Annotated in this window: 22 protein-coding genes; 11 read left to right on the plus strand and 11 right to left on the minus strand. The window is 73.8% G+C overall.

Translation table 11 applies throughout. The features are described from left to right. Nucleotides 1-4: 4 nt before the first annotated feature. The 4 genes from OG373_RS26405 (at nt 5) to OG373_RS26420 (ending at nt 6,132) form a co-directional block, all read left to right on the plus strand. Entirely contained in the window at nt 5-1,369 is a 1,365-nt protein-coding gene (locus tag OG373_RS26405) for a macro domain-containing protein (protein WP_405440732.1), read from the plus strand. Continuing rightward, entirely contained in the window at nt 1,366-3,144 is a 1,779-nt protein-coding gene (locus tag OG373_RS26410; protein WP_405440734.1) for a CATRA conflict system CASPASE/TPR repeat-associated protein, read from the plus strand. The genes OG373_RS26405 and OG373_RS26410 overlap by 4 nt, the downstream gene beginning before the upstream one ends. Before the next feature lie 64 nt (nt 3,145-3,208). Then, nucleotides 3,209-3,529 carry a YkvA family protein gene (locus tag OG373_RS26415; protein WP_397728716.1) on the plus strand — a complete coding sequence of 107 codons (321 nt, stop codon included), beginning with the start codon at nt 3,209-3,211 and terminating at the stop codon, nt 3,527-3,529. 71 nt (nt 3,530-3,600) lie between these two features. Then, on the plus strand, nt 3,601-6,132 hold the full coding sequence (locus OG373_RS26420) for a CHAT domain-containing protein (protein WP_405440736.1): 2,532 nt from the start codon (nt 3,601-3,603) through the stop codon (nt 6,130-6,132). 14 nt (nt 6,133-6,146) lie between these two features. Here the strand turns inward: OG373_RS26420 and OG373_RS26425 are convergent, their stop codons facing one another. From OG373_RS26425 to OG373_RS26435, 3 genes are all read right to left on the minus strand, one after another. Beyond that, entirely contained in the window at nt 6,147-6,779 is a 633-nt protein-coding gene (locus OG373_RS26425) for a hypothetical protein (protein WP_405440737.1), read from the minus strand. Then, nucleotides 6,776-7,114, minus strand: a complete 339-nt coding sequence (locus tag OG373_RS26430; protein ID WP_405440739.1) for a hypothetical protein — start codon at nt 7,112-7,114, stop codon at nt 6,776-6,778. The genes OG373_RS26425 and OG373_RS26430 overlap by 4 nt, the downstream gene beginning before the upstream one ends. 218 nt (nt 7,115-7,332) lie before the next feature. Beyond that, the gene (locus tag OG373_RS26435) at nt 7,333-8,490 is read right to left on the minus strand and encodes a glutamate--cysteine ligase (protein WP_397728708.1); all 1,158 of its coding nucleotides are present in this window, start codon (nt 8,488-8,490) and stop codon (nt 7,333-7,335) included. A gap of 214 nt (nt 8,491-8,704) precedes the next feature. On the opposite strand from OG373_RS26435, the gene OG373_RS26440 reads away from it, so the two are divergent. Beyond that, nucleotides 8,705-9,967 (plus strand): MFS transporter, encoded by a 1,263-nt coding sequence (locus OG373_RS26440; RefSeq protein WP_397728706.1) that lies wholly within the window; start codon nt 8,705-8,707, stop codon nt 9,965-9,967. Nucleotides 9,968-10,035: 68 nt separating this feature from the next. Here the strand turns inward: OG373_RS26440 and OG373_RS26445 are convergent, their stop codons facing one another. Beyond that, nucleotides 10,036-10,398, minus strand: a complete 363-nt coding sequence (locus tag OG373_RS26445; protein ID WP_405440741.1) for a cupin domain-containing protein — start codon at nt 10,396-10,398, stop codon at nt 10,036-10,038. A 49-nt stretch (nt 10,399-10,447) separates the two neighbouring features. On the opposite strand from OG373_RS26445, the gene OG373_RS26450 reads away from it, so the two are divergent. Further along, entirely contained in the window at nt 10,448-11,272 is an 825-nt protein-coding gene (locus tag OG373_RS26450) for an AraC family transcriptional regulator (RefSeq protein WP_405440743.1), read from the plus strand. Continuing rightward, nucleotides 11,269-12,288: an esterase-like activity of phytase family protein gene (locus OG373_RS26455; RefSeq protein WP_405440745.1), complete on the plus strand. Its 1,020-nt coding sequence runs from the start codon at nt 11,269-11,271 to the stop codon at nt 12,286-12,288. The genes OG373_RS26450 and OG373_RS26455 overlap by 4 nt, the downstream gene beginning before the upstream one ends. Here the strand turns inward: OG373_RS26455 and OG373_RS26460 are convergent. The 3 genes from OG373_RS26460 to OG373_RS26470 all read right to left on the minus strand — a co-directional run bounded on the left by OG373_RS26460 (nt 12,276) and on the right by OG373_RS26470 (nt 15,056). Further along, the gene (locus tag OG373_RS26460) at nt 12,276-13,661 is read right to left on the minus strand and encodes a carboxyl transferase domain-containing protein (RefSeq protein ID WP_405440747.1); all 1,386 of its coding nucleotides are present in this window, start codon (nt 13,659-13,661) and stop codon (nt 12,276-12,278) included. The genes OG373_RS26455 and OG373_RS26460 overlap by 13 nt on opposite strands. Then, a complete protein-coding gene (locus OG373_RS26465; RefSeq protein WP_405440748.1) occupies nt 13,658-14,290 on the minus strand; it encodes a hypothetical protein in 633 nt (210 codons plus the stop codon). Before OG373_RS26465 ends, OG373_RS26460 begins: the two co-directional genes overlap by 4 nt. Before the next feature lie 97 nt (nt 14,291-14,387). Continuing rightward, a complete protein-coding gene (locus OG373_RS26470) occupies nt 14,388-15,056 on the minus strand; it encodes a LysE family transporter (protein WP_405440750.1) in 669 nt (222 codons plus the stop codon). 69 nt (nt 15,057-15,125) lie between these two features. Here OG373_RS26470 and OG373_RS26475 point away from each other — a divergent pair, with 69 nt between their 5' ends. Continuing rightward, entirely contained in the window at nt 15,126-15,560 is a 435-nt protein-coding gene (locus OG373_RS26475; protein ID WP_405440752.1) for an Lrp/AsnC family transcriptional regulator, read from the plus strand. A 19-nt stretch (nt 15,561-15,579) separates the two neighbouring features. On the opposite strand, the gene OG373_RS26480 is transcribed toward OG373_RS26475, so the two are convergent. Together OG373_RS26480 and OG373_RS26485 are read right to left on the minus strand one after the other, a co-directional pair. Further along, a complete protein-coding gene (locus OG373_RS26480; RefSeq protein WP_405444205.1) occupies nt 15,580-17,136 on the minus strand; it encodes a GAF domain-containing protein in 1,557 nt (518 codons plus the stop codon). Nucleotides 17,137-17,183: 47 nt separating this feature from the next. Beyond that, nucleotides 17,184-18,221 (minus strand): rod shape-determining protein, encoded by a 1,038-nt coding sequence (locus OG373_RS26485; RefSeq protein ID WP_189964068.1) that lies wholly within the window; start codon nt 18,219-18,221, stop codon nt 17,184-17,186. Between the two features lie 212 nt (nt 18,222-18,433). Here OG373_RS26485 and OG373_RS26490 point away from each other — a divergent pair, with 212 nt between their 5' ends. After that, nucleotides 18,434-19,147, plus strand: a complete 714-nt coding sequence (locus tag OG373_RS26490) for an esterase/lipase family protein (protein WP_405440754.1) — start codon at nt 18,434-18,436, stop codon at nt 19,145-19,147. Nucleotides 19,148-19,324: 177 nt separating this feature from the next. On the opposite strand, the gene OG373_RS26495 is transcribed toward OG373_RS26490, so the two are convergent. Beyond that, nucleotides 19,325-19,900, minus strand: coding sequence for a hypothetical protein (locus tag OG373_RS26495; protein WP_405440756.1), 576 nt, complete (start codon nt 19,898-19,900; stop codon nt 19,325-19,327). A 222-nt stretch (nt 19,901-20,122) separates the two neighbouring features. On the opposite strand from OG373_RS26495, the gene OG373_RS26500 reads away from it, so the two are divergent. Next, a complete protein-coding gene (locus OG373_RS26500; protein ID WP_405440758.1) occupies nt 20,123-20,701 on the plus strand; it encodes a hypothetical protein in 579 nt (192 codons plus the stop codon). Nucleotides 20,702-20,723: 22 nt separating this feature from the next. On the opposite strand, the gene OG373_RS26505 is transcribed toward OG373_RS26500, so the two are convergent. Beyond that, on the minus strand, nt 20,724-21,149 hold the full coding sequence (locus OG373_RS26505) for a MarR family winged helix-turn-helix transcriptional regulator (protein ID WP_189964060.1): 426 nt from the start codon (nt 21,147-21,149) through the stop codon (nt 20,724-20,726). Between the two features lie 95 nt (nt 21,150-21,244). On the opposite strand from OG373_RS26505, the gene OG373_RS26510 reads away from it, so the two are divergent. Beyond that, on the plus strand, nt 21,245-22,267 hold the full coding sequence (locus OG373_RS26510) for an NADP-dependent oxidoreductase (RefSeq protein ID WP_189964058.1): 1,023 nt from the start codon (nt 21,245-21,247) through the stop codon (nt 22,265-22,267). Nucleotides 22,268-22,277: the final 10 nt, after the last annotated feature.

Raw genomic sequence — 22,277 nt, forward strand, 5'->3', positions numbered from 1 at the left:
TTACGTGAGCGTGCTGGGAGCCACCACGCTCGAACGGGGAGGCACCGGCATCCGGATCACCCCCCTGACGACCAAACTGCTGTTACGCCTGGTCGCGGCGGAGGGCAAGGCCGTCGCCTCCGGGGATCTGTACACGGATCTCTGGGGAAGACCGGAGCGGGGCCGGATCACCCGGGCCCACCGCACCGAGGTGCAGAAGCGCGTTCTCGAGCTGCGCCGGGCACTGGAACCCGCCCCCGGCGGTGCGGACGAGCCCGTGCTGCGGACCGAGCAGATTCTGACCCAGGGCGGCCAGGAGTCGGCCTACCGGCTGGTGCTCGGCCCGGACCGCCTCGACGCCCTGCAGTTCACCGACCTCTTCCACCGGGCTGCCCACACCGGCTCGGCCACAGCGACGATGCTGCTCAACCGGGCGCTCGAGCTGTGGCGGGGACGCCCGCTGGGCGACGTGGCCGACGCGAAGTTCGCCCGGCCCCTGGTGCTGCGGCTGACGGGGATGTACGAAGCGGCCTGCGCCGAACTCATCCGGACCCACACCAAGTGGGACCGGCCCGAGCTCGCCCTGCCGGTCGCGGAGCGGCTCGTGGTGCAGCGGCCCGACGACGAGGAGGCGTTGGCGACGCTCCAGGGGCTGTGGGCACGACTGCGTGAACGCAACGGCGCTGAGCTGCTGCGCCATGAATTCCCCCGGCTCCGGACCACGGTGGTCGTCAAGAGCGGGGACCTCTTCGAGGAGACCGACGCGAGCCTCGTCGCCGGCTTCGGGGACACCTTCGACACGGCCACCGAGGACGACCTCATCATCAGCCGGGGCAGCGTGCAGGGACAACTGCTGCACCGGGTCTTCGACGGCGACCGGGCGCTGCTCGACCGGGAACTGCGAAAGGGGCTGCGAGCCGTCCAGCCGGTCGGCCGGGAGAGCGCCCGGGACAAACCGAGGGGCAAACGCCTGCGCTACCCGATCGGGACGGTGGTCCCGGTGCCGCTGGCCGAGCCCGGACGCCGGGTGTTCGCGGTCGCCTACAGCAGACAGGGGCTGGACCTGGTCGCCCGGTCGAGCCCGGACGAACTCCGGGTCGCCCTCGACCGGCTGTGGGAGTCCGTCGCCGTCCACGGCCTGCTCAGACCGGTCGCGCTCCCGCTGGTGGGGTCCGGTCTGGCGCGGGTCACCGCACTCCGGGGGCACGAGTTGATCGCCCTGATCGCGGACAGCTTCCTGCGCGCCTGCCGGGACCGGCCGGTCACTCCGGAACTACGGGTCGTCGTACGGCCGGAAGACCTGCGCGGGGTCGGGCTCCCCGATGTCGCACGCTACTTCGAGGGCCTGGACGGCGACGGGCTCCGATCGCGGGAGGCGGCGCCGCGGTGATCCTCGACCAGCAGTTCGTCGCGCACCTCGTCCTGCCGGCCGACGGCCCCGCGGCCGATGCGGCCCACCGGGGGCTGGTGGAGATCTGGCGGGGCTGCACGACCCTGCTGCACCTCACCGACCCCGTCCCGGGGACCGGGCTCCCGCCGATGCCCCCGGCCACCCCCGACGGTCTGCCGCCCGGGGGCGAGCACGCGGTGGCCGCCCTCCAACACCCGGCCGCCCACTCCCAGGTGATCCTGCGCCGCCACCACGACGTGCTCCTGTTGTCCGTGGCGCTGGCACCGCCGGAGGCAGCCGCGCCGGTCGGCCCTGCGCCGTCGGTCCCGTGGCTGTGGTGGCGCATCCTCGACCACCAGTGGCAGGCGCTGGTCGGCGCCCACCTCCCGTACGCGATCGGCGAGTCCCGGATCTACCTGGCCCGGGTCGACGCGCGGGAGCAGGTCGCATCGGCGGACCCGGCGCTGCACCGGGCGCTGGACGAAGTGCTTCCGGACGCGGCCCGGGGACGGCACGGACAGTATCCCGGCGTACGGCTGTCGGCGAGCCTGGCGCTGTGGGAGAACCTGCCCGAACCCGACGAGCGCGCGCTGCGCAGGTTCGTCCTCGCGGTACGGCAGGACGCCGACCCGGAGGCCAGCGGGTGGATCTGGTCCGACGGCGGCAGCACCGTCCCCCCGCTGGCGCGCTACCTCCTGCACGCCGCCAAACTCCGCTACCAGCTGCTGGTCTGGCAGCGTGACGGGCAGGCGCGGCGGCTCCGGGAGACGATCGACCTGCTCGTCCCGCAGGTACGGGTGCCGGGGGCGGACCGCCCCGCGAAGGCGGAGCAGCTCCGGGAGTACCGGCGCGACGCCATGCTGCTGCGTTCCGGCCTGCAGGACATGCGCCGCACGGCGGAGATCGCCGCCGACAACCTCGGCCGGGCGCTCGACCTGGCGGGGCCGTGCGAGCGGGGCGGTCCGTTCGCCGACGACCTGGAGCTGGCCCACTCCTTTGTGGAACGGCTGGAGGACGAGGTGGCCTACCTCGCCGCGGCGGCCTCCCGCGCGGGCATCGCGGCCGCCCCCGTCCCGGCGCCCGAGGTGCCGGGCGCGACGGAGCCCGGCACCGGTACCGCCCCCGTCCCACCGCTCACCACCGGGTCCGCGGAACCGGAGACGGCGCGGAACGTCTTCGTCGTCTACGGCCGGGACGAGTCGGCCCGCAGCGCGGTCTTCACCTTCCTGCGCGCGCTCGGGCTCAACCCCCTGGAGTGGGAGGAACTGGTGGCCCTGACCGGGAAGGCCACCCCGTCCCTGGGAGAGGCGATCGGCCGGGCGCTGCCGCTGGCCGGGGCGGTCGTCGTCCTGCTGACGCCTGACGACGTCGTCGGTCTCCACCCCGACCTGCACGAGAGACGGGAGTCGCGGGCCGAGAAGGGCCCCAGCCTCCAGGCGCGCCCCAACGTCCTTCTGGAACTCGGCATGGCCCTCGCAGTCCATCCGACGCGGACGGTGATCCTCCAGTTCGGTGACATGCGTCCGGTCACCGACCTGGGCGGCCTCAACTACATCACCGTCTCGGACTCCCCGGGCTTCCGCTCGAAGGTCGCCAACCGGCTGGCGCTCATCGGCTGCCCGGTCAAGCCCCGGGGCCAGGACTGGCTCACCGCGGGCGACTTCGGGGCCCTGACCGCCTACGACCGCGGCCCGTGCGCACCGGGTGGGGAACCGCCCCGGAAGCGCACCGGAAGCAGCGGGCAGCTGCCGGGGGAAGCAGGACCGGACCTCTGATGGACCGTACGAGAACGGGTCGTCCGCGGCCCGTTCCCACCTGCGCGGTGCAGAGGAGAAGCGGTTGAGTGAACTGTCCACAGGCGTGCTGATCGTCCTGGCGATCGCGGTCCTCGCGATGCTGGGCGTTGCGATCGTGCTCGCCGTGAAGCTCGTGAAGATATCCAAGCTGCTGCGCAGCGAGGACCTCCCCCTGTCCAACAAGGTGGCCTTCTGGGCCTCCCTCGTCTACACCGTCAGTCCGGTCGACCTGATTCCCGACCCCGTCTACCTCGATGACATCGGAGTGCTGCTGCTGACGATCCACTTCATCCAGAACACGGCGAAAAGACTCGGTGTGCTCACCGGCCCCGCCTCCGACGGAGTGGCACGCATCGAGCGATGAGCGGTCCGGTTCCGAACGAGCGGCCGCCGGAGCACACCGGCGGCCGCAGGCACGAGTAAGGATGATGACGCATGATCGGGAAGCTGTTCGGCATACTTCGCCAGGCCCGGCTCCGGTACGACGGCAGCAGCATGGAGGCCGAACTCCTCGCAGCGGGGGCGGGGCGGCTTTCCGACCGGCGGCTCGACGGGCTGATCGAGGCCCTCGAGGCGACCGACCCGGCGGATCCCGGTTTCGGACTTGCCCAACACCACCTGCAGCTCGCGCTGCTCCTGCGCTACCGCGGCCGCGGGGCCGCCGCCGACCTGGACCGCAAGCTGGAGCTGGCGACGGACATGCTCGGCCGGGTGCCCGAGGACCATCCCGGTCACGTGCTGGCCCAGGGACACCGCCTGGTCACCCTGCTGATGGTCTACGAGAAGGAAGGCGACCCGGCCCTCCTCGACGAGGTGGTCGGCACCGGACAGCCGCTGCTGGCGGACGACGCACTCGATCCGCAGTTGCGCCTGTGGCTCGCCGACACGGTCTCCAGCGCTCTGGTCAGCCGGTTCAAGCGGAACGGGCGCAAGGAGGACCTGATCCGGGGCGTCGACCTGCTGCGGGAGATGTGCGACAGCACCCGCCCCGGCTCTCCCGACCGGGAGCAGTTCCTGGCGAAGCTGGGCGTGGCCCTGCTGTTCCTCCACGAGATGTCCGAGGACGCGGCCGATCTGGACGAGGCGGTGCGACGCTGCCGGGAAGCGGCCCGTACGACCCCGCCCTCGTACCCGGAACACTCCGCGATCCAGTCCAACCTCGCCCTGGTCCTCGCACACGCGGGCCGGGCCCGCGCCGCCACCCCGGAGGGCAGGGCGATGCTGCTGGAGGCGGTGGAGGCAGGCCGCACCTCGGTGCGGTCCGCCCCGCCGGGGCATCCGGCGCTGATCGACCTCCTCAACCACCACGTGGGATCCCTGATGACGGCCGGCGAACTGCTCGCCCGGACCGACCTGCTGGACGAGGCGCTGCAGACGTGCGCGGTGATCGTGGAGCGGCTGTCCGCCGACCACCCGACGTACGCCGAGTGCCTGACCAACCGGGGCACCGCCGCACGGATGCGCTACGACCTGACCGGGGACGCCGCGGACGCGGCGACGGCCGTCGCCGCCTGGCGGGAGGCGGTCGGTGCTACCGGCGGACGGCCGTGGGCGCGGCTGGACGCCGCCCAGAAGTGGGGTCTGCTGGCGGGGGAGCGCGGCGAGTGGGCCACGGCCCTGGAGGGCTACCGGGCCGCCGTGCACCTGCTGCCGGAACTCGCCCACCGCGGGCTGGAACGCTCCGACCAGGAGTTGCACCTGTCACGGCGGGCCTGGGCCGGCATGGCGGCGGACGCAGCCGCGTGCGCCCTCCACGCGCAGGAACCCGCAGCGGCCGTGGAACTGCTGGAGCGGGGCCGTGCCGTGACCTGGGCGCAGTCGCTGACCGGTTCGGACGCCACCGGTTCGGACGCCGGACCGCCCTTGCTCACCTTGGAGGACCTGGTCTCGGGGTGGGCGGTGGACGGCCCGGCCGTCCTGATCAACTTCAGCCGCTGGCGCAGCGACGCGCTCGTCGTCTCCTCCGCCGGGCTGCGGGTGGTGCCGCTTCCCGGCCTGCGCTTCGAGGAGGCGGTCGACCTGCTCGCCGGACACCTGGGGGTGCTCCTCGGCGAGGAGGAGGCCGAGCCCGAGGACCGGCAGACCCGCGCCCGCATGCTGCTGGAGTGGGCCTGGGACGTGATCGCGGAGCCGGTCATGGCGGCGCTCGGCCTCGAGCCGGACGAGTCCGGGCAGGAACTGCCCCGCATCTGGTGGTGCCCCACCAGCCTGCTGTCCTTCGTACCGCTGCACGCCGCCGGACGCCACGACGGCGCGGCGGGCCGCGGAGCGAGCGTGATCGACCGGGCCGTCTCCTCCTACACGCCCACGCTGCGACTGCTGAGCGGTGCCGCGCCCGCACCGGAGGCGACGAAGCCCCCGGGACCCGGTGGCGTCCCGCCCCGGCTGCTCATCGCGACGGTGCCGGAGGCCGAAGGCCTGTGGCGCCTGAGTGTCCCGGAGGCCAAGCGGCTGGCCGAGCTCTTCCCGGGGGACCGGCACACGGCGCTGGACGGACCCGGGGCCGGCCAGGAGCGGGTCCGGGAGGAGCTGCGCCGCCATCCGTACGTGCACTTCGGCTGCCACGGTCGGCAGGACCTCGCCGACCCCTCCCAGGGCGGACTGGTCCTGTACGACGGGGTGCTGACCATCGCCCGGCTCGTGGAGGACGCGCACCCCGGCCGGCTGGCCTTCCTCGCGGCCTGCCACACGGCGACCGGCGGACTGGTCAACATGGACGAGGCCATCAGCCTGACCGCCGCGCTGCGGTTCGCGGGCTGGCAGGACGTGGTCGGTTCGGTCTGGTCGGCCAGCGAGATCAGCATCCCGGACGTCGCCGAGGCGGTCTTCGCAGCCGTGGCCGGGCAGGACGACCTGCCGCCGGACGCCGTGGCCCGGGCGGTGCACGCCGCGACCCGCGAGCTGCGGGACCGGTTCGGCGACGAACTCCCGGCCTTGTGGGCCCCGTTCCTCCACATGGGCCGCTGAGCCCGGGCGCCGGTTCACCTGGGCGGGCAGGCCTCCACGGCCGTCAGGTCGAGCACCTGGTCGAGCGGGATCCGCATCTCCATGGTGCGGGTCCGGACCGTGAGCGCTCCCCCGCCGACGCTCCGTACGGTGCCGCACGCGGTGACGTCCGGGGTGACCACCTTCACCTGCGGCTTCGCCCGCTCCGGGCCGTACCAGGTGACGGCGACGGCGGCGATCAGCAGCGTCGCGTGGACCACCACCAGGGCGCTGCCCCGGCGCAGGTCGCGGGCGGCGGCGGTGGCCAGCTGGTGCTCGTGCGTCACCCGGCCGGGCAACTGCTCGGCCGGGACCACCCGGGGCAGGCCGTGCGCGGCCCGCAGCACCAGCCAGGCGGCGAGCGCACCGAACAGGGTCACTAGGCCCAGCAGCACGCCCACCGCGGCAGCCGCGCCGGGTGCCAGCTGGGTGACGTCGGACCGGCCCTTGACCAGCCCGAAGCCGATCAGGCCGGCGATCAGACCTGCCAGGCCGTTGCGCCAGGCGAGCGCCGCGGAGCGGATGCGCTCCAGTTCGCCGCCCTCCAGCAACTCCTCCTGGTACTGGGCGCGGTGCAGGTCGTCCGGGGTCGCGGGAGGCCCCGGGCGCAGCGTCGGATCGGTCGTCACGGCTGCCTCCGCTGCTCGACGAGGACGTTCCAGTACGCGCCGCAGCCGCGCAGGCCCTCCGGCCGTCCGGGGTGCGGGGCCCGGCAGTTGCACCGCACCGTCCGGTACGGCTGCGGCGGTGCCTGCCGGGCCCGTCGGCGCACTCCGCGGCGCAGGACGTCGTTGACCAGGTGGACGGAGATCACCGCCCGGCAGCGGGGGCAGGGCCCTGTCAGCAGGCTGATGCCCTCGGCGAGCCGGCGCGCGCCGAACGTGCGTGCGGCAGTGGTCGCGTAGGCGTCGGAGGTGGTTTCCCGGTAGGGAAGGGCGTCATCGTGGCCGACGGCGGCCGTCATCGCCGTGCACCCCGTCGGGATACCGGCTCCCACTGTCCTCGTTCCCCGCTCATGGCGGCCTCCCTCGCTCCGGCGCCCGCATCCGCGGACCTCCGTCAGGAGACCCGGGCGGCCGCTGCCGGGGGAAGCCCCGGCCCGCTTCCGGTCCGCTTCCGGCCACCGCGGCGTCGCAGCCGCAGGTGCGCGCGGGGCACCTGCGGCTGCGGTGGGCGCTCGGGTCAGAAGTCCTCCGTCTCGTCCGTGAGGTGGCGCAGGACGTCCGTCAGGTCCTGGCGCCGGGCGAACGCCACGCGCTGGCGGTGGGCGCCCGAGCCGTCGCGCAGGAGGCCCGCCAGGGTCTTGGCCGCGTGGTCGAGGTCGCCGGTGGCGGCCAGGTCCGGGGCGACCAGGTCCAGCAGGGCCTCCGCCAGGTCCGCCGCGGGGAGTTCCGTCCCCGTGTACGGGTCGAGGCCGAAGCCCTCCAGTCCGTCGTGGGCCGCCCGCCAGCGCGCGAGGCGCAGTACGTCGTCCCGTACGGCCGGCTCGGGGCGCCGCTCGGCGATCTCGCGCAGCGCCGTCGAGACCAGCGCGCGGGCCAGTTCGGCCTGGAGGACGGCCGAGTCGATGTCCGGGGACATGTCGGGCGCCCGGATCTCGAGCGTCGGCCAGTGCCCGGAGGGGCGGAGGTCCCAATAGACCATCTTCGTGTCCAGGGCCGCCCCGGAGCCGAGCAGGGTCTGCACCGAGCGCCGGAAGTGGGCCGTGGACGTGAAGTGCGGGGGCAGGCCCGCCGAGGGCCAGCCCGACCAGGCCATCGCCCGCCAGCTGGCGTGACCGGTGTCACGGCCGCCCCAGAACGGCGAGTTGGCGGCCAGCGCGATCAGCGTGGGCAGCCAGGGTCTGATCCGGTTGGACACGGCCACCGCCGTGTCCACGTCGAGCGTGCCGATGTGGATGTGGCGGCCGCAGCTGACCAGCGTGTCGGTGAGCGCGCCGAAGCGGCGGTGCTGCTCGCGCTGGCGCGGCTCGTCGTCGGTCAGGTGCAGCGGCCCCTCCACGGCGACGACCGGCGAGGGGGCGGCCAGCAGCCGGCAGCCGTGGGCCCGGGCGGCCCGGCCGAGGGTGCGCCGCAGGGCGGCGAGCTCGGCGCGCAGCGTGGCGGCCGAGTGGGCTATCGGGGTGGATATCTCCACCTGGTAGCGGGTGCCCTCGGGGTGCAGCTCGCCGGGCAGCCCGCCGGCCGTCGCGAGGACCAGCGGGGCGGCGGGGACCACCCGGAAGGTGCGGGTGTCGACGAGCAGGAACTCCTCCTCGACACCGACGGTGAGGGGAACGGTGGGGGGCACCGTGTTCTGCGTCGTGCCGGTGCTCGTGGTGCTGTTGCCAGGTTCGATCACTACGCCTCCCTGGACATACGAGTCTTTTCATCATGAGCTGAAGCCGAGGTGAGGAGCGCACGTCGATTCGGTCAAATGTCCGGTGATAGTGGCGAGTTACCGGCAAATGGCGGCCCGCGCCGAAAGCCCGGAGCCGGGTGTGGCGGCTGTTGCCGGTGTGTGAAGCGGCGGAAAATCCCCGGGGGTGCGGTACGGCCGGTGGTTATCATCCGCTGTGACCCGGACGACCGCCCCACCCCAGCTCTGGCAGCGAATATTCGCCGACCTGACCCCGCTGAGCGCATCCCTCGACTACCGGCGGCTGTGGTTCGGCGGAACCATCTCCTGGGTCGGCCAGGCGATGACCACCCTCGCGATCTCGCTCCAGGTCTACGACATCACCCGCTCCAGCTTCTCGGTCGGGCTCGTCGGACTCTTCTCCCTCGTCCCGCTCGTCGTCTTCGGCCTCTACGGCGGCGCGATCGCCGACACCGTCGACCGGCGCAAGCTCGGCCTCTACAGCTCGCTGGGCGCCGCCGCGCTGTCCGTCGTGCTCGCCGTGGCCGCGGTCCTCGGCTTCCACCATGTGTGGTTCCTGTACGCCGTCGTCGCGCTCCAGGCGGTCTGCGGGGCGCTCACCGGACCGGCGCGGTCCGCCATGATCCCGAGGCTGCTCCCGGTCGAACAGCTGCCCGCCGCCAACGCCCTGAACTCGGTGACCATGACCTTCGGGTCGATGGTCGGCCCGGCCCTCGGCGGGGTCATCGTCACCTTCGCGGGCTACGGGACGGCCTACGTGATCGACGTCGTCACCTTCACCGCCGCGCTCTACGCGATGTGGAAGCTGCCGTCGATGAAGCCAGACCGGGCCGAGGGCGCCCGGGGCAGGGCCTCCGTGCTCGACGGACTGCGCTTCCTCGGCACCCGGCCCAACATCCGGATGACCTTCTTCTCCGACCTGGCCGCCATGGTGCTCGCGCAGCCCCGGGCGCTGTTCCCGGCCATCGCCGGGCTCTGGTTCGGCGGGGGCGCCGGCACCGTCGGCCTGCTGGTCGCCGCGATGGCCGCCGGGGCGCTGCTCGGCGGGCTGTTCTCCGGCTGGCAGGGCCGCATCCGCCGGCACGGGCTGGCGATCCTGCTGGCCGTCGCCGGCTGGGGGCTGGCCGTCGCGGTGTTCGGGCTCACCCGGAACCTGTGGCTCGGCATGTTCTTCTTGGCCCTGGCCGGGTACGCGGACACCGCCTCCATGGTGTTCCGCACGACCATGCTCCAGGCCGCCACCCCCGACGACATGCGGGGCCGGCTCCAGGGCGTCTTCATCATCGTCGTCGCGGGCGGGCCCCGGCTCGGCGACTTCCTCGCCGGGACCACCGCCGACCTGATCTCCCCGACCGTGGCCGTCACGGGCGGCGGGCTGGCCTGCGTACTGGTGCTGGGTCTGCTCGCCCTGCGGTGGCGGAACTTCGCCCGGTACGACGCGCGGTTCCCGCAGGCCTAGTCGCTGGGACCGCTGGGCCGGACGGTACATCGGCCGGTGGCCGGTTGGCCCCGGCACGACCGGCCGGGCTACGCGTCCACCGGTTCCCGGGTGCGGTCCCCGCCCTCGGCGCCGGTGTTGACGGTGCCGGCCGGCTCGAAGAGCAGGATCTGCGCCTCCTCCCGCGCCGCCGGGCAGTGCTCGACCCCGCGCGGGACGACGTACATCTCCCCGGGACCGAGCACCACGTCCCCGTCGCGCAGGCGGATCGTCAGCGTGCCGCCGACCACGAGGAAGAGCTCGTCGGTGTCCTCGTGGGTGTGCCAGACGAATTCGCCCTCGATCCGGGCCACCTTGACCTCGTAGTCGTTGACGCGGGCGATGCGCCGCGGGGCCCACTGCTCGGTGAAACCGGCCAGCTTTTCGGCGATGTTGACCTTGTGTGTCGTCATGCGGACAGCCTGGCGGCCCGCCCGCGGACCGGTCTTGTACGTTCCTGACATGGCCGCGATACGTCCGCGCAGCACCGTCCGCGCCTGGAAGCCGGCGGTTCCCGGGATCGCGGAGGTCTTCCACGCCCGCTTCACCGAGCACGCGTACCCGGCCCACGTGCACGACACCTGGGCGCTGATGATCCTCGACGGCGGCCGGGTGGACTTCGCCCTCGACGGGGAAAGGCACGGTTTCGGGGTGTCGGACGCGGTGATCCTGCTGCCGCCCGGGGTGGCTCACGACGGGCGGACCGTGACCGAGGCGGGCTTCCGCAAGCGCGTGCTGTACCTGGACACCTCGGTGCTGCCGGAGCGGCTCACCGGAGCCGCCGTGGACACTCCGTCGCTGGCCGATCCGGCGCTGCGCGAGCGGGTGCACGGGCTGCACCTGGCGCTCGCGGAGCGCGACCCGGACCCCCTCGAGGCGCAGTCGCGGCTCGCCTTCGTACAAGAGCGGCTGCACCGGCGGCTGGCCGGGCGCGCGGCCCCCGGGGCGGGGGCGGGGGCGGCGGGCGCGGTGGTCGCCGTACGGCTGCGCGAGCTGCTCGACGCGCGGGTGGCCGAGGGGATCACGCTGGAGGAGGCCTCGGCCGAGCTCGGGCACCCGCACCCCACGCACCTGATCCGGAGCTTCCGGGCGGCCTACGGGCTGCCGCCGCACGCGTATCTGACCGCGCGGCGGGTGGCGGTGGCGCGGCGGCTGCTGCTGGCGGGGGTGCGGCCGGCCGAGGCGGCGGTGGCGGCGGGGTTCTACGACCAGGCGCATCTGACCAGGCACTTCGGGCGGCACGTGGGGATCGGCCCGGCACGGTTCGCCCGATCCGGCCGGTTGTGAAGGGAAGTTGGCCGGTTCGTTGCCTTCCTGTTTCAGGGCCTTCCGCTTTCTTTCGATTCGCGCTCGACAAGACCACGCTCGACGGGAGCCTGGTCGGAGGCATCTCCGGTCTCGCCGTCGACCGGGACGGCACGGTCGCCGCCGTCTCCGACAGGTCGGCGCTGTACTCGCTGAAGGTGGGACGCGGCGACACCCCGAACACCCGGGCCACCGCGCGGCTGCCGCTGACGGACGGCGCCGGGAAGCCCGTCGACTCGGAGGGCGTCGTCGTCGACCGGGACGGCTCCTACCTGGTCACCGACGAGCTCGCCCCCACCGTCCGCCGCTACGGCCGGGACGGGAAGGTGCTGGGCACCCTGCCGGTCCCGGACGCCCTCCGGCTCGCGCCGCAGGGTCGGGCCTCCGCCAACCAGACCTTCGAGTCGCTGACCCTGCTGCCCGGAGGGCGCACCCTGGTCGCGGGCGTCGAGGGGCCGCTGGCCGGTGACGGCAAGGACGCGCAGGGGCGGACCCTCCAGCGGATCCAGACCTGGGAGCGGGGCCGCGACGGCGAGTTCCGGCCGGGCCGCCAGTACGCCTACCCCGTGGACGCCGGGCACGGCCTCGTCGAGCTCGCGCCGACCCGCGACGGCCGGTTGATCGTCCTGGAGCGCGGTTTCACGCAGCAGTTCGCCATCACGGTGCGGCTGTACGTCGCCGACCCGCTGGGCGCGACCGACACCTCCGCGGTGGGGACGCTGACCGAGGGCCGCGGCCTGCGGGTCGCCCGCAAGACGGCGATCGGGGACTTCGACGACTGCCCGACGCTGGGCGCGCCGTCGAAGCTGCCGCAGAACCACCCGCTGGTGGACAACATCGAGGGCATGGTCGTCACGGACCACGACGGCCTCGGCCGGGTACGGCTGCTGCTGGCCAGCGATGACAACGAGCTGGACCGGCAGGTCACGCGGCTCTACCGGATGGACGTCCGGCTTCCGGCCCGCCGGAACCACGGCCTGGGCGCCTACCGGGGCTGACCGGGCGGGACGATGCCGCGTGCCACCCCCAGGGCCACCAGGTCCTGGGGGCGGATGCGCAGTTGGTCCGCCGTGGCCGGGGCGGCCTCCGGCGGGCGTTTGAGGATGGCTGCCGCCAGCTCGGGGGCGATCACCGAGAAGTAGCTGTCCGGGGTGACCCAGGTGTTCCCCGGAGCGGCCAGCGCGAGGGCGCCGCCCGAGCCGCCCTCGCCGATCAGCAGGGTGGTGACGGGGACGGTGGCCGCGGCGAGCGCCGCGAAGGTGTCCGCGATGGCCGCGCCCGCCCCGGCGTGTTCGGCGGCGGCGTCGTTGGCCGCGCCCGGGGTGTCCACCAGGGTGAGCACCGGGATGCCGAGCCGGTCGGCGAGGCGGACGACGCGGGCGGCCGTACGGTAGCCCGCCGGGCGGGTGGCGGTGCCGCACTGGGCGGCGTAGGCGACGGCGCGGCCCTCGCGCAGCCCGAATCCGCACAGCATGCCGGGGTCGGTGCCGCCCGCCCGGTCCCCCGAGAGCGGCAGGCGGAGCTCGAAGTACGCGTCCAGGTACGCGGCGGCGCGCGGCCGGTCGGGGTGACGGGCCTGCAGGACGGCGTCCCAGCCGGTCCGCGGCGGTGCTACGTCGGCCAGCGCCGCCGGCGGCTCGACCGGCCCGGCGGGGCGGGGTGCGGCCAGCACACGGAGCCAGCCGGCGAGGGTCCCCGGCAGCTCGGCGGCGGCCACCACGGCGTCCACGTGTCCGGCGGCGTACTGGCCCTCGGCGGAGTAGGCCACCGGGTCCGCGTCGGCCGGGCGCACCCGGGACCCGGCGAAGCCGACCTGGGCCCCGGGGAGCGCGAGGACGACGTCGGCCCCGGCCCCGAGGGTGGCCCAGCCGCCGCCCGTGGTCGGATCGCGCAGGACGGCGAGCTGGGGGAGGCCCGCGGCCCGGGTCAGGACGCACTGACGGGCCGCCCGCTGGAGCTGGGTCAGCGCGAGCATGCCCTCCTGCATCCGGGAGCCGCCGGTGGCGATGAGCGAGACGAGGGGGAGCCGGTGCTCGCGGGCGTGGGCGTAGGCGGCTTCGAGCCGGTCCCCGGTGCGCTCGCCCAGCGAGCCGCCGAGGAAGCCGAACTCGAAGGAGACGACGGCGGTTTCGTGACCGCCGATGCGGGCGGTCCCGGTGACCACGGACTCCTGCTCGCCGGTGCGGGCGGCGGCGCGGGCGCGGGAGTCCGCGTAGCCGGTCCACTCCAGCGGGCCGTCGGGTCCGTCGGGTCCGTCCGGGCCGCCGGGTCCGTCGGGCGGGGACTCCCGCCGGGGGGCGGGGAGTTCGGTGAAGCTGCCGGGGTCGGTCACGGAGGCGATGGCCGCACGGGCCGAGAGGCGAGTCGTCACGGGGTCACACTAGAAGGTTCCCGTCGATCGGGCCGGGTGGTCAGGGGGAGGGACAGGGGGAGCAGGGCCGCGGTGAAGAAGAGGGCGCCGAGCGGCAGCAGGTCGAGGCTGACGGCGGTGGTGGCCGTGCCCAGCAGCACCATGACGGGGCGCCAGGGGCTGACCCGGCGCTGGACGGCGAGGTGGATCAGGAGCCAGACGAGGCCGACGTAGAAAAGCATCGGGCCGACGGTGTAGACGGCGGGCAGCACTCCGGGGTGGCTCTGGATCTCCTCGAAGAGCCGTGCCATCTCCGGACGGTCGGCGGCGCGGAAACCGACGACGAGGTCGATGACGGCCTGGGCGACGACCGCCAGGGCGCCGGCCAGGCCGAGGAGGGTGGCGGCGCCGGCGCCCAGGCGGGCCGCTCCGCGGGCGGGCCCGGTCAGCCGGCGCAGGGCCGGGAGGATCACGGCGAACTGCAGCACCCCGGCCAGCAGCGCGATGTGGCCCGCGGTCCAGGCGGGGCCCGGGCCGTGGTCGGGGTCGCTGAGCCGGATGGCGCCGTAGGCCAGCATGCACAGGGGAGCGGCGACGAAGGCGGCCCGGGTGAGGGCCGCCCGGCGGCGCCCCAGGGGGTGATTGGTCATGTACTGATCATTCAAGCCGGGGGATCGGCCCGTATCCGGCATGCCCCCGAGGCTTCCCCGAGCCCACCCCGAGTCGCCCCCGAGCGGGCCCGGCGCCTCATCCCGGGGTCGGCAGCGGGAAGGCGATCTTGAGGGCGTAGGCGGCGACCAGCCCGTAGCCGAGGCGGAAGGTCCAGACGCGGGCGCGGTCCGGGATGCGGGTACCGGCGAGGGCGCCGAGCGCCACGAGCGACTGCTGCCACAGGAGGGAGGCGGCGCCGACCCCGAGGAGGAACGCGGCTCCGGCCGGGCCGGTGCCCAGGGTGGCGCCCTGGGCGGTGGTGAGGGCGGCGAAGTAGAGGGCGGTGGTGGGGTTGAGGGCGGTGAGACCGACATACCGTGCGAAGACCCTGACCGGCCGCGCCGGGGCGGCCGATGTGGCGGTCCGGCCCGGGGAAGCCAGGGAGCCCGGCGCGGCCGCGGCGGTCCGGGTGGGGGAGGTGGCGCCGCGGAGGCCGTGGGCCGCGATGGCCAGGAGGATCACCGCCGAGGCCAGCCGGACCCAGGCCTCGACCGGGGAGATGTGGGAGGCCGCCCAGGGTCCGACCGCGGTGGCGAGGGCCGCGTAGCCGAGGTCGACCGCCGCGATTCCCGCGGCGGCGGCCACGGCCGTGCGGCGCTCGCGCATGGCCTCCTGGAGCAGCAGCACGCTCATCGCCCCCATGGGCATCGCCACGCCCAGACCCGCGGCCGCGCCCGCGAGCGCCGGTGTCATCAGTTCGCTCATGGGGCGAGGTTCGGTCCAGCCGCCCGGGGGATGAGCGCGAATACCGGCCCCGGCTGCGAGAATCGCGGTATGGACCGCCTCGACAGGGAAATCCTCGGCATCCTCCAGCAGGATGCGCGGATCTCGTACCGGGATCTGGGGGTCCGCGTCGGCCTCAGCGCCAACGCCACCGCCGACCGGGTGCGACGGATGCGCCGCGACGGGGTGATCCGCGCCTTCACCACGATCGTGGACCCGGCCGCCGACACCGGAGGCGGACTCGTCGTCTTCATCGACGTCACCCTGCGCCAGGACACCACCAACGAGGAGTTCGAACGGCAGGTCGCCAAGCTTCCCGGGATCACCGAGGTCGTGCACGTCACCGGCGAGCACGACTACCTCGTCCGCGCCCGGGCCGCCGACCCCGCGGTCCTCGACGGGTTGCTCCGCCGGCTGAAACGGGAGGCGGGGGTGGCCCAGTCCAACACCCGGATCGCGCTGCGCGCTGCCACCCGACCGGCCTGATCGGCAGGACACTCCCCCCCTACAGCACCGACTCCCAGGTCGTCGTCGTGCCGCGCGCGCCCGACTCGGTACGGCCGTCGTCCGCCACCGTCAGCCGGACCCGGGACGGGTCCGCGTCCACCTGCACGTCGATGAAGGTGATCTCGCCGCGCCGGTGCGCCGCGGCCAGGGCTCCGCGCAGCGCCCCGAGCAGCGCGTCCGCCACCGGGTCCGGCAGCAGGGCGTCCACCGCGCCCCCGAAGTGCACCGACGGCTGGAAGCCGAGCACGGCGGCCGCCCCGCCCGTCTCGCGCAGCACCCGGCCCCGGAAGGTCGTCGGGGCGTCGGTCGGCGGCTGCTGGAGGGCGAAGATGGCCGTCCGGACCTCCTGGATCGTGGAGTCCAGCTCGTCCACGGCCCGGCTGAGCTCGTCGCCGACGGTGTCCCCGGACGGGGCGTTCGCGGCCCGCCGCCGGGTGCTCTCGAGCATCATCTCGGTGGCGAAGAGCCGCTGGACCACCAGGTCGTGCAGGTCCCGGGCGATCCGGTCGCGGTCCTCGTACACGGCCAGCTGCTCCCGGTCGTGCTGGGCGTCCGCCAGTACGAGGGCCAGCGCGGCCTGCGAGGCGAACTGCGAGGCGAGCAGCCGGTCCACCGCGTCGTACGCGGGGCCGCCGCGGGCGCGGGGCAGGGCCAGGGTGCCGATCAGCTGGCCGCCGCTCTGCAGCGGAAGCATCATGCTCGGCCCGAACCGTTCCCGGACGTGCGTGGTCATCCGGGGGTCGGTCGCCGAGTCGTCGATGAAGACGGGTTCGCCGCCGAGGAGTTGTTCCAGCACCGGCGAACCGGGGGCGATCGCCGTTCCCACCAGGTCCCCGGGGTCCCCCTGCGTGGAGGCGGCCACGATCTCCATGCCGCCCTCGGGGGTCGGCTGGAGCACCACTCCGGCCGCGGCGTCCGCCAGCAGCCGGGCCCGTTCGGCCACGCACTTCAGGGCGTCCGCGGCCGGGCGTCCGGCGAGCAGGGCCGTGGTGACGGCGGCGGCGCCGTCGATCCAGCGCTCCCGGCGGCGCGCGGTCTCGTAGAGCCGGGCGTTGCCGATCGCTATGCCCGCCTGCGAGGCCAGGACGCGCAGCAGGGCGAGGTCCTCGTCCGTGAACGGGCCGCCGCCGCGCTTCTCGGTGAGGTAGAGATTGCCGAAGACCTCCGTGTGCACCCGGATCGGGACGCCCAGGAGGCTGCTCATGGGCGGGTGGCCCGGAGGGAAACCAGCCGCCCGCGGGTCCTGGGTGACATCGTCCAGGAGCAGCGGGCGCGGGTCGCCGACGAGGATTCCGAGCACCCCGGCGCGCGCGTCCGGCAGGTGCGGGATCGCGGCCCGCTGCTCCTCGGTCAGCCCGGCCGTGAACAGCTGGGTCAACAGGACGCGCTCGGGGTCGACGACCCCGAGCGCTCCGTACCGGGCCTCGCACAGCTCGGTCGCCGACTCCACGATGTGCTGGAGGGTGGCGTGCAGCTCCAGCTCGGACCCGACGTCGAGGACGGCTTCCAGCAGCACCGGAAGGAGCGCCGCCTCCTCGTCGGGCCGGTCGGGCATCAGGTCGGGCCGGTCGGGCCTCGCGTCGGGCTCCTGCCCGGCGTTCGTCATTCGGCCAGCGGGTTGAGGACCATCGGGGCGATCTTCCCTTCGAGCATCGCGCCGAGACCGAGTACGGCGCACACGTCCGGCCGTTCCGCGATGGCGACGGGCATTCCGGTGGCGTCCCGCAGCATCTGGTCCAGGCCCGGCAGCAGGGCGCTGCCGCCCACCATCATGATCCCCCGGTCCGTCAGATCGGCCACGAGGTCCGGCGGGCAGTCCCGCAGCACCTTGCCGATGCCGTCCAGGACGGCGGTCAGCGGGGTGTAGATCGCGTCCCGTACGGCGGCGGTGTCCACCTGCACGGAACGGGCCAGTCCGGTGGCCACGTCGCGGCCGTGGATCAGGGTGGAGGTCGGGCCGCCGACGGTGAGGCCATTGCCGTGGAGGGCCAGCTGGAGCGGCCGGACCGCCTGGCTGGGCAGCATCAGCTCGTGCGCGTGGCGCAGGTGCTGGACGACCGCGTGGTCGATGGCCTCGCCGCCGACCGGGATCCGCTGGGCGGTGACGATCGAGCCGAGGGAGAGGACGGCCACCTGGGTGGCCGCGGCCCCGCACACCATGATCATCGTGGCGGTCGGCTGCTCCACGGGCAGTCCGCAGCCGACGGCCGCCGCGATCAGGGTGTCGACCAGTTCGACGCGCCGGGCGCCGAGTCCGACGAGGGTCTCCACGGTGGCCCGCTGGGCGAGCGGATCCGCGTCGTGCGGGGTGCAGGCGGCGGCCCGCAGCCGCGGCTTGCGGCGCAGGGCGCGCCGCAGCTTCTCGCCGAGGAGGTGACGCAGCATCCGCTGGGCCATCTCGATGTCGACGACGGTGCCGCCGGAGACGGGGCGCACGACCCGGATGTAGTCGGGCGTGCGGCCGGTCATCCGTTCGGCGAAGGAGCCGACGGCGATGAGTGCACCGGTGCGCGTGTTGACCGCGGCGACGCTGGGTTCGTCGACCACGAGGCCGGCGCCCTTGACGTACACGCGGGTCCTTGCCGCCCCCAGGTCGACGGCGACGTGGCAGCGGCGCAACTGCTCAAGACTGACGGTCACGGCAGATCCTCCCGAGAGCGCTGGCGCAAGAGGACCGACGGAAGTGTCGGTCACTTTTCATATCATCGCGGGCAATTCGGGCTAATGGCCCGTTGGGATGCTCCGGCCGGGGGGTGCGTCGCGGCTGCATGGGGGTGGATTTCTGTACCGACAGGCAGCACCATGCCCGCACCGCACGCGCTACTCATGCGTAACAAGGTAAAGGGGACTCGATGCTGACGGCCCGACAGAGACTGCTGCCCCTTCGCGCGCTTCCGGCACTCCTGGCACTCCTGACCCTCTGTCTCGCGCTGCCCGCAGCCGTCCCGGCCCACGCCGCCGACCGGGCGGCCGCCCGAAACCCGGTGGTCCTCGTGCACGGCTACAACGCCGACCCGGGCGTCTGGGGAGCCCTGCGCGGCGACCTTCGCGCCGCCGGGTACACGGACGCCGAGCTGTTCTCCTTCGGCTACGACACCCACCTGTCCGTCAACGAGGTCCTTGCCGGGCGACTCGGTGCCTACGTCGACCAGGTCCGCCGGGAGACCGGCGCCGCCAGGGTCGACGTCGTCGCGCACTCCTTCGGCTCGCTGGTGAGCCGCTGGTACGTGAAGTTCGGCGGCGGCGGGGCCACCGTGGACCACTGGGTCTCGCTGGCCGGACCCAACCGCGGCACCTCCACCGCCTGGGCCTGCGCCCTGTGGGACCAGGCCTGCCGGGACATGACCCCCGGGTCGTACGTCGTGAAGAACCTGAACGGCGGGGACGAGACCCCGGGTGCGGTGAGGTACGCGACCTTCTGGTCCGACTGCGACGAGGTCGTCAACCCCGACGACAGCGTCCGGCTGACCGGAGCCGCCAACACGGCGGTCGGCTGCCTGGGGCACAACGACCTGCTCGGCGACGACGCGACCTCGGCGGGGGTCCGCGCCTTCCTCGCCTCCTAGGCGGTCTCTTTCGGATCTTGTCGGCCGGGCCCGCGGCGTCCGGTGCCGTGCCCGGCAAGGCGGAGGGGCGCCCTTGTACTGGACGTACTCGGGCGCCCCGACAACGCGGCCGGGTGCGGTGCCGGGCGTCGTGGGCCCGGCAGGATCCGAAAGAGACGGCCTAGTGCTGTGACAGCACTAGGTTCCGCCCGCCCCGGTCCGCCCGTCGAGGGAGAAGCGCTGGAGCAGGCCGTACGTGAACTCCGCCACGCAGGGCCGGCCCCGTACGGCGAAGGCCAGGCGCCAGCGGGTCGGCGCGGTCCCCTCCATCGGGCGGACCGGGGCGAAGGCCCGCGCGACCTCGTCCACCGTCGCCGACCAGGGCCGCAGGTCGTCCGGCGACTCCAGTACGGGCCCCGGCGCGCCCGGGGCCCGTACCAGCCACTCGTTCCACACCGCCCCGTCCGGCGCGGCCAGCACCTCGAAGCGCAGGTCCGGCCAGAGCGGCAGCGGCCACAGGAGCGCCTCGCACTCCAGATCGCCGATCGTGCGCCGCTCGGCGGATTCCGGCGGTCCGAGCACCGAGCGGTACCGGGCCAGCGCCCCGCGGGAGCGGGGCGAGCGGACCATCGCCTGCCAGTGCTTGTTCGCCTCCCGCTGGTCCGCGAGCGAGGCGCCCAGCCGGCGGCGGGCCTCGTCGGCGAGGTCCGGCTGGAAGTCGGCCATCCGCCGCAACAGCACCAACTGGAATGCGCTCGGCCCGAAAGATGTCATGCCGGAAACGATTCCACACAGGATCCTTACGTTCTCGGGATCCGGATGTTGCCGCAGACCACGTAGCCTGCGGGCGCCATGAACTACTGCCACGCATGCCGGAGGCACCTCAACGGCGCACTGGCGTGCGCCGGATGCGGAACGCCCGCCGAGTACCTGATACCCGCCCCGTCCGCCGCGCTGCCGGGTGCTGCGCCAGGTGTCGCAGCCCCGTCGCAAACCATGCCGACCGAGCTCTCCGAGGTGTTCGCGGACTCCCTCGTCGTGCTGTCCGCCCCGAACGAGCGGCGCGCCGGTGCGCGGCGCCGGGTCACGCACCGGCGCCGCCGCCGGACCGTGCTGACCCTCGCGCTCGGCGCGCTGATCGCGGTCGGGGGCTCGATGGCGGTGGCCCGAATGGCCGCCGACGGGGAGCGCTCCGACCGTGCCGCGAACGTGGTGCTGACCGACGACGGGCCGCAGCAGCCCGCTCCGCTGCCGGACGCGCCGACGCCCGGGGCGCCCACGGGTTCCGTGAAGGCCACGGCGAAGGCCGCCGCCGTCAGTGCCACGAGGACGGCCGGGGCCGGCGGGCCCTCCGGAGGCGTCACGCAGCCGGGTCCGGCCCCGTCCGCCCCCGCGCCCGCGACATCGGGCCCGGCCTCCCGTACTCCCGGCCCGGGGTCGTCCGTACAGGGAGGTGCCTCCGGGAAGCCGTCGCAGAGCGCCACCGCGAGCACGCAGGCACCGCCGCCCCCGCCGTCCCCGTCGCCGAGCCCCTCGCCGACGAAGGACTGCTGGATCTTCTGCGGCTGGTTCTAGGCAGTCCCGTCCCTGTCCCGGCCTACTCGCTCAGCATCCGCCTGAGCAGGTCCCGCAGGGCCGTGCGCTCCTCCGCGGACAGGCCCGCCAGCGGTTCGCGTGCGAAGTCCAGGGACTCGCGCAGCCGCTCCGCGGTCAGTGTGCCCTCCTCGGTGGGGGCGGCCAGCTTCACCCGGCGGTCGGCCGGATCCGGGCGGCGTTCGACCAGGCCACGGGTCTCCAGGCGGTCGACGATGCCGGTCACGTTCGAGGGCTCGCACCGCAGCTTCAGTGCGATGCGCCGCATCGGCATGGGCTCCAGCGAGAGCATGTTCAGCACCTTGGCCTGGGCGCCGGTGAGCTGGTGGCTGGCGGCCGCGTGCTCGTACTCCATGTGATACCTGGCCACGACGTCGCCGATGAGTTCGACGACTTCGATGGTCACTGGGTCTACGCGACGACTGGGCATGGAACCAGCGTACCCATTTACTTGACAACATGAAATATCTAGGCGCATGGTTGTTTCACCTAGTGAAGCAATTTCGTTCTGACCAGGAGCGTCGCATGTCCCAGATCCCCGCCGTCAGCCGCGAGTGGCACCTCGTCCGTCGCCCGCAGGGCTGGCCCGTCGCCGAGGACTTCGCCCTGCGCGAGGTGCCCGTGTCCGCCGAGCCCGCAGCCGGCCGGATCCTCGTGCGCAACCTGCACATGTCCGTGGACCCGTACATGCGCGGCCGCATGAACGACGTGAAGTCGTACATCCCGCCGTTCCAGCTGGACGAGCCGATGCAGGGCGGCGCGGTCGGCGAGATCGTGGCCTCCTCCGCCGAGGGCTTCGCCGTCGGCGACCACGTCCTGCACCACCTCGGCTGGCGCGAGTACGCGGACCTCGACGCCGCGCACGCCACCAAGGTGGACGGCTCGCTCGCCCCGCTCTCCGCCTACCTCGGTGTTCTCGGCATGCCGGGCCTGACCGCCTACGCCGGCCTCTTCGAGGTCGCCTCCTTCAAGGAGGGCGACTCCGTCTTCGTCTCCGGCGCCGCCGGTGCGGTCGGCAGCCTCGTCGGCCAGTTCGCGAAGATCAAGGGCGCGTCCCGGGTGATCGGCTCCGCCGGCTCGGACGACAAGGTGACGCTGCTCACGGAGAAGTACGGCTTCGACGCCGCCTTCAACTACAAGAACGGCCCCGTCGCCGAGCAGCTGCCGGCCGCGGCCCCCGAGGGCATCGACGTCTACTTCGACAACGTCGGCGGTGATCACCTGGAGGCCGCCATCTCCTCGATGAAGGTGAACGGCCGGGCCACCCTCTGCGGCGCGATCGCCGGTTACAACGACACCGAGGCCGCCCCCGGTCCGCGCAACCTGATGCAGGTCATCGGCAAGCGCCTGCGCCTGCAGGGCATCCTCGTCAACGACCACGCCGGACTGCAGCAGCAGTTCGTCCAGGACGTCGCCGGATGGCTGCGTTCCGGTGAGCTGCGCTACGACGAGACGGTCGTCGAGGGCGTCGAGAACGCGACCTCCGCCTTCCTCGGCATGCTCCGCGGCGAGAACACCGGAAAGATGATCGTTTCTTTCACCGGCTAGGCTCACTGCA

The organism is Streptomyces avidinii (genome assembly GCF_045161815.1).
Lineage (GTDB): Bacteria > Actinomycetota > Actinomycetes > Streptomycetales > Streptomycetaceae > Streptomyces > Streptomyces avidinii.

Bases quoted from the DNA above. Each gene is read 5' to 3' on its own strand.
- OG373_RS26420 (WP_405440736.1), top strand. From the start codon at position 3,601: ATGATCGGGAAGCTGTTCGGCATACTTCGCCAGGCCCGGCTCCGGTAC.
- OG373_RS26430 (WP_405440739.1), bottom strand. From the start codon at position 7,114: ATGACGGCCGCCGTCGGCCACGATGACGCCCTTCCCTACCGGGAAACC.
- OG373_RS26445 (WP_405440741.1), bottom strand. From the start codon at position 10,398: ATGACGACACACAAGGTCAACATCGCCGAAAAGCTGGCCGGTTTCACC.
- OG373_RS26450 (WP_405440743.1), top strand. From the start codon at position 10,448: ATGGCCGCGATACGTCCGCGCAGCACCGTCCGCGCCTGGAAGCCGGCG.
- OG373_RS26465 (WP_405440748.1), bottom strand. From the start codon at position 14,290: ATGACCAATCACCCCCTGGGGCGCCGCCGGGCGGCCCTCACCCGGGCC.
- OG373_RS26470 (WP_405440750.1), bottom strand. From the start codon at position 15,056: ATGAGCGAACTGATGACACCGGCGCTCGCGGGCGCGGCCGCGGGTCTG.
- OG373_RS26475 (WP_405440752.1), top strand. From the start codon at position 15,126: ATGGACCGCCTCGACAGGGAAATCCTCGGCATCCTCCAGCAGGATGCG.
- OG373_RS26480 (WP_405444205.1), bottom strand. From the start codon at position 17,136: ATGCCCGACCGGCCCGACGAGGAGGCGGCGCTCCTTCCGGTGCTGCTG.
- OG373_RS26490 (WP_405440754.1), top strand. From the start codon at position 18,434: ATGCTGACGGCCCGACAGAGACTGCTGCCCCTTCGCGCGCTTCCGGCA.
- OG373_RS26495 (WP_405440756.1), bottom strand. From the start codon at position 19,900: ATGACATCTTTCGGGCCGAGCGCATTCCAGTTGGTGCTGTTGCGGCGG.
- OG373_RS26500 (WP_405440758.1), top strand. From the start codon at position 20,123: ATGCCGACCGAGCTCTCCGAGGTGTTCGCGGACTCCCTCGTCGTGCTG.
- OG373_RS26505 (WP_189964060.1), bottom strand. From the start codon at position 21,149: ATGCCCAGTCGTCGCGTAGACCCAGTGACCATCGAAGTCGTCGAACTC.
- OG373_RS26510 (WP_189964058.1), top strand. From the start codon at position 21,245: ATGTCCCAGATCCCCGCCGTCAGCCGCGAGTGGCACCTCGTCCGTCGC.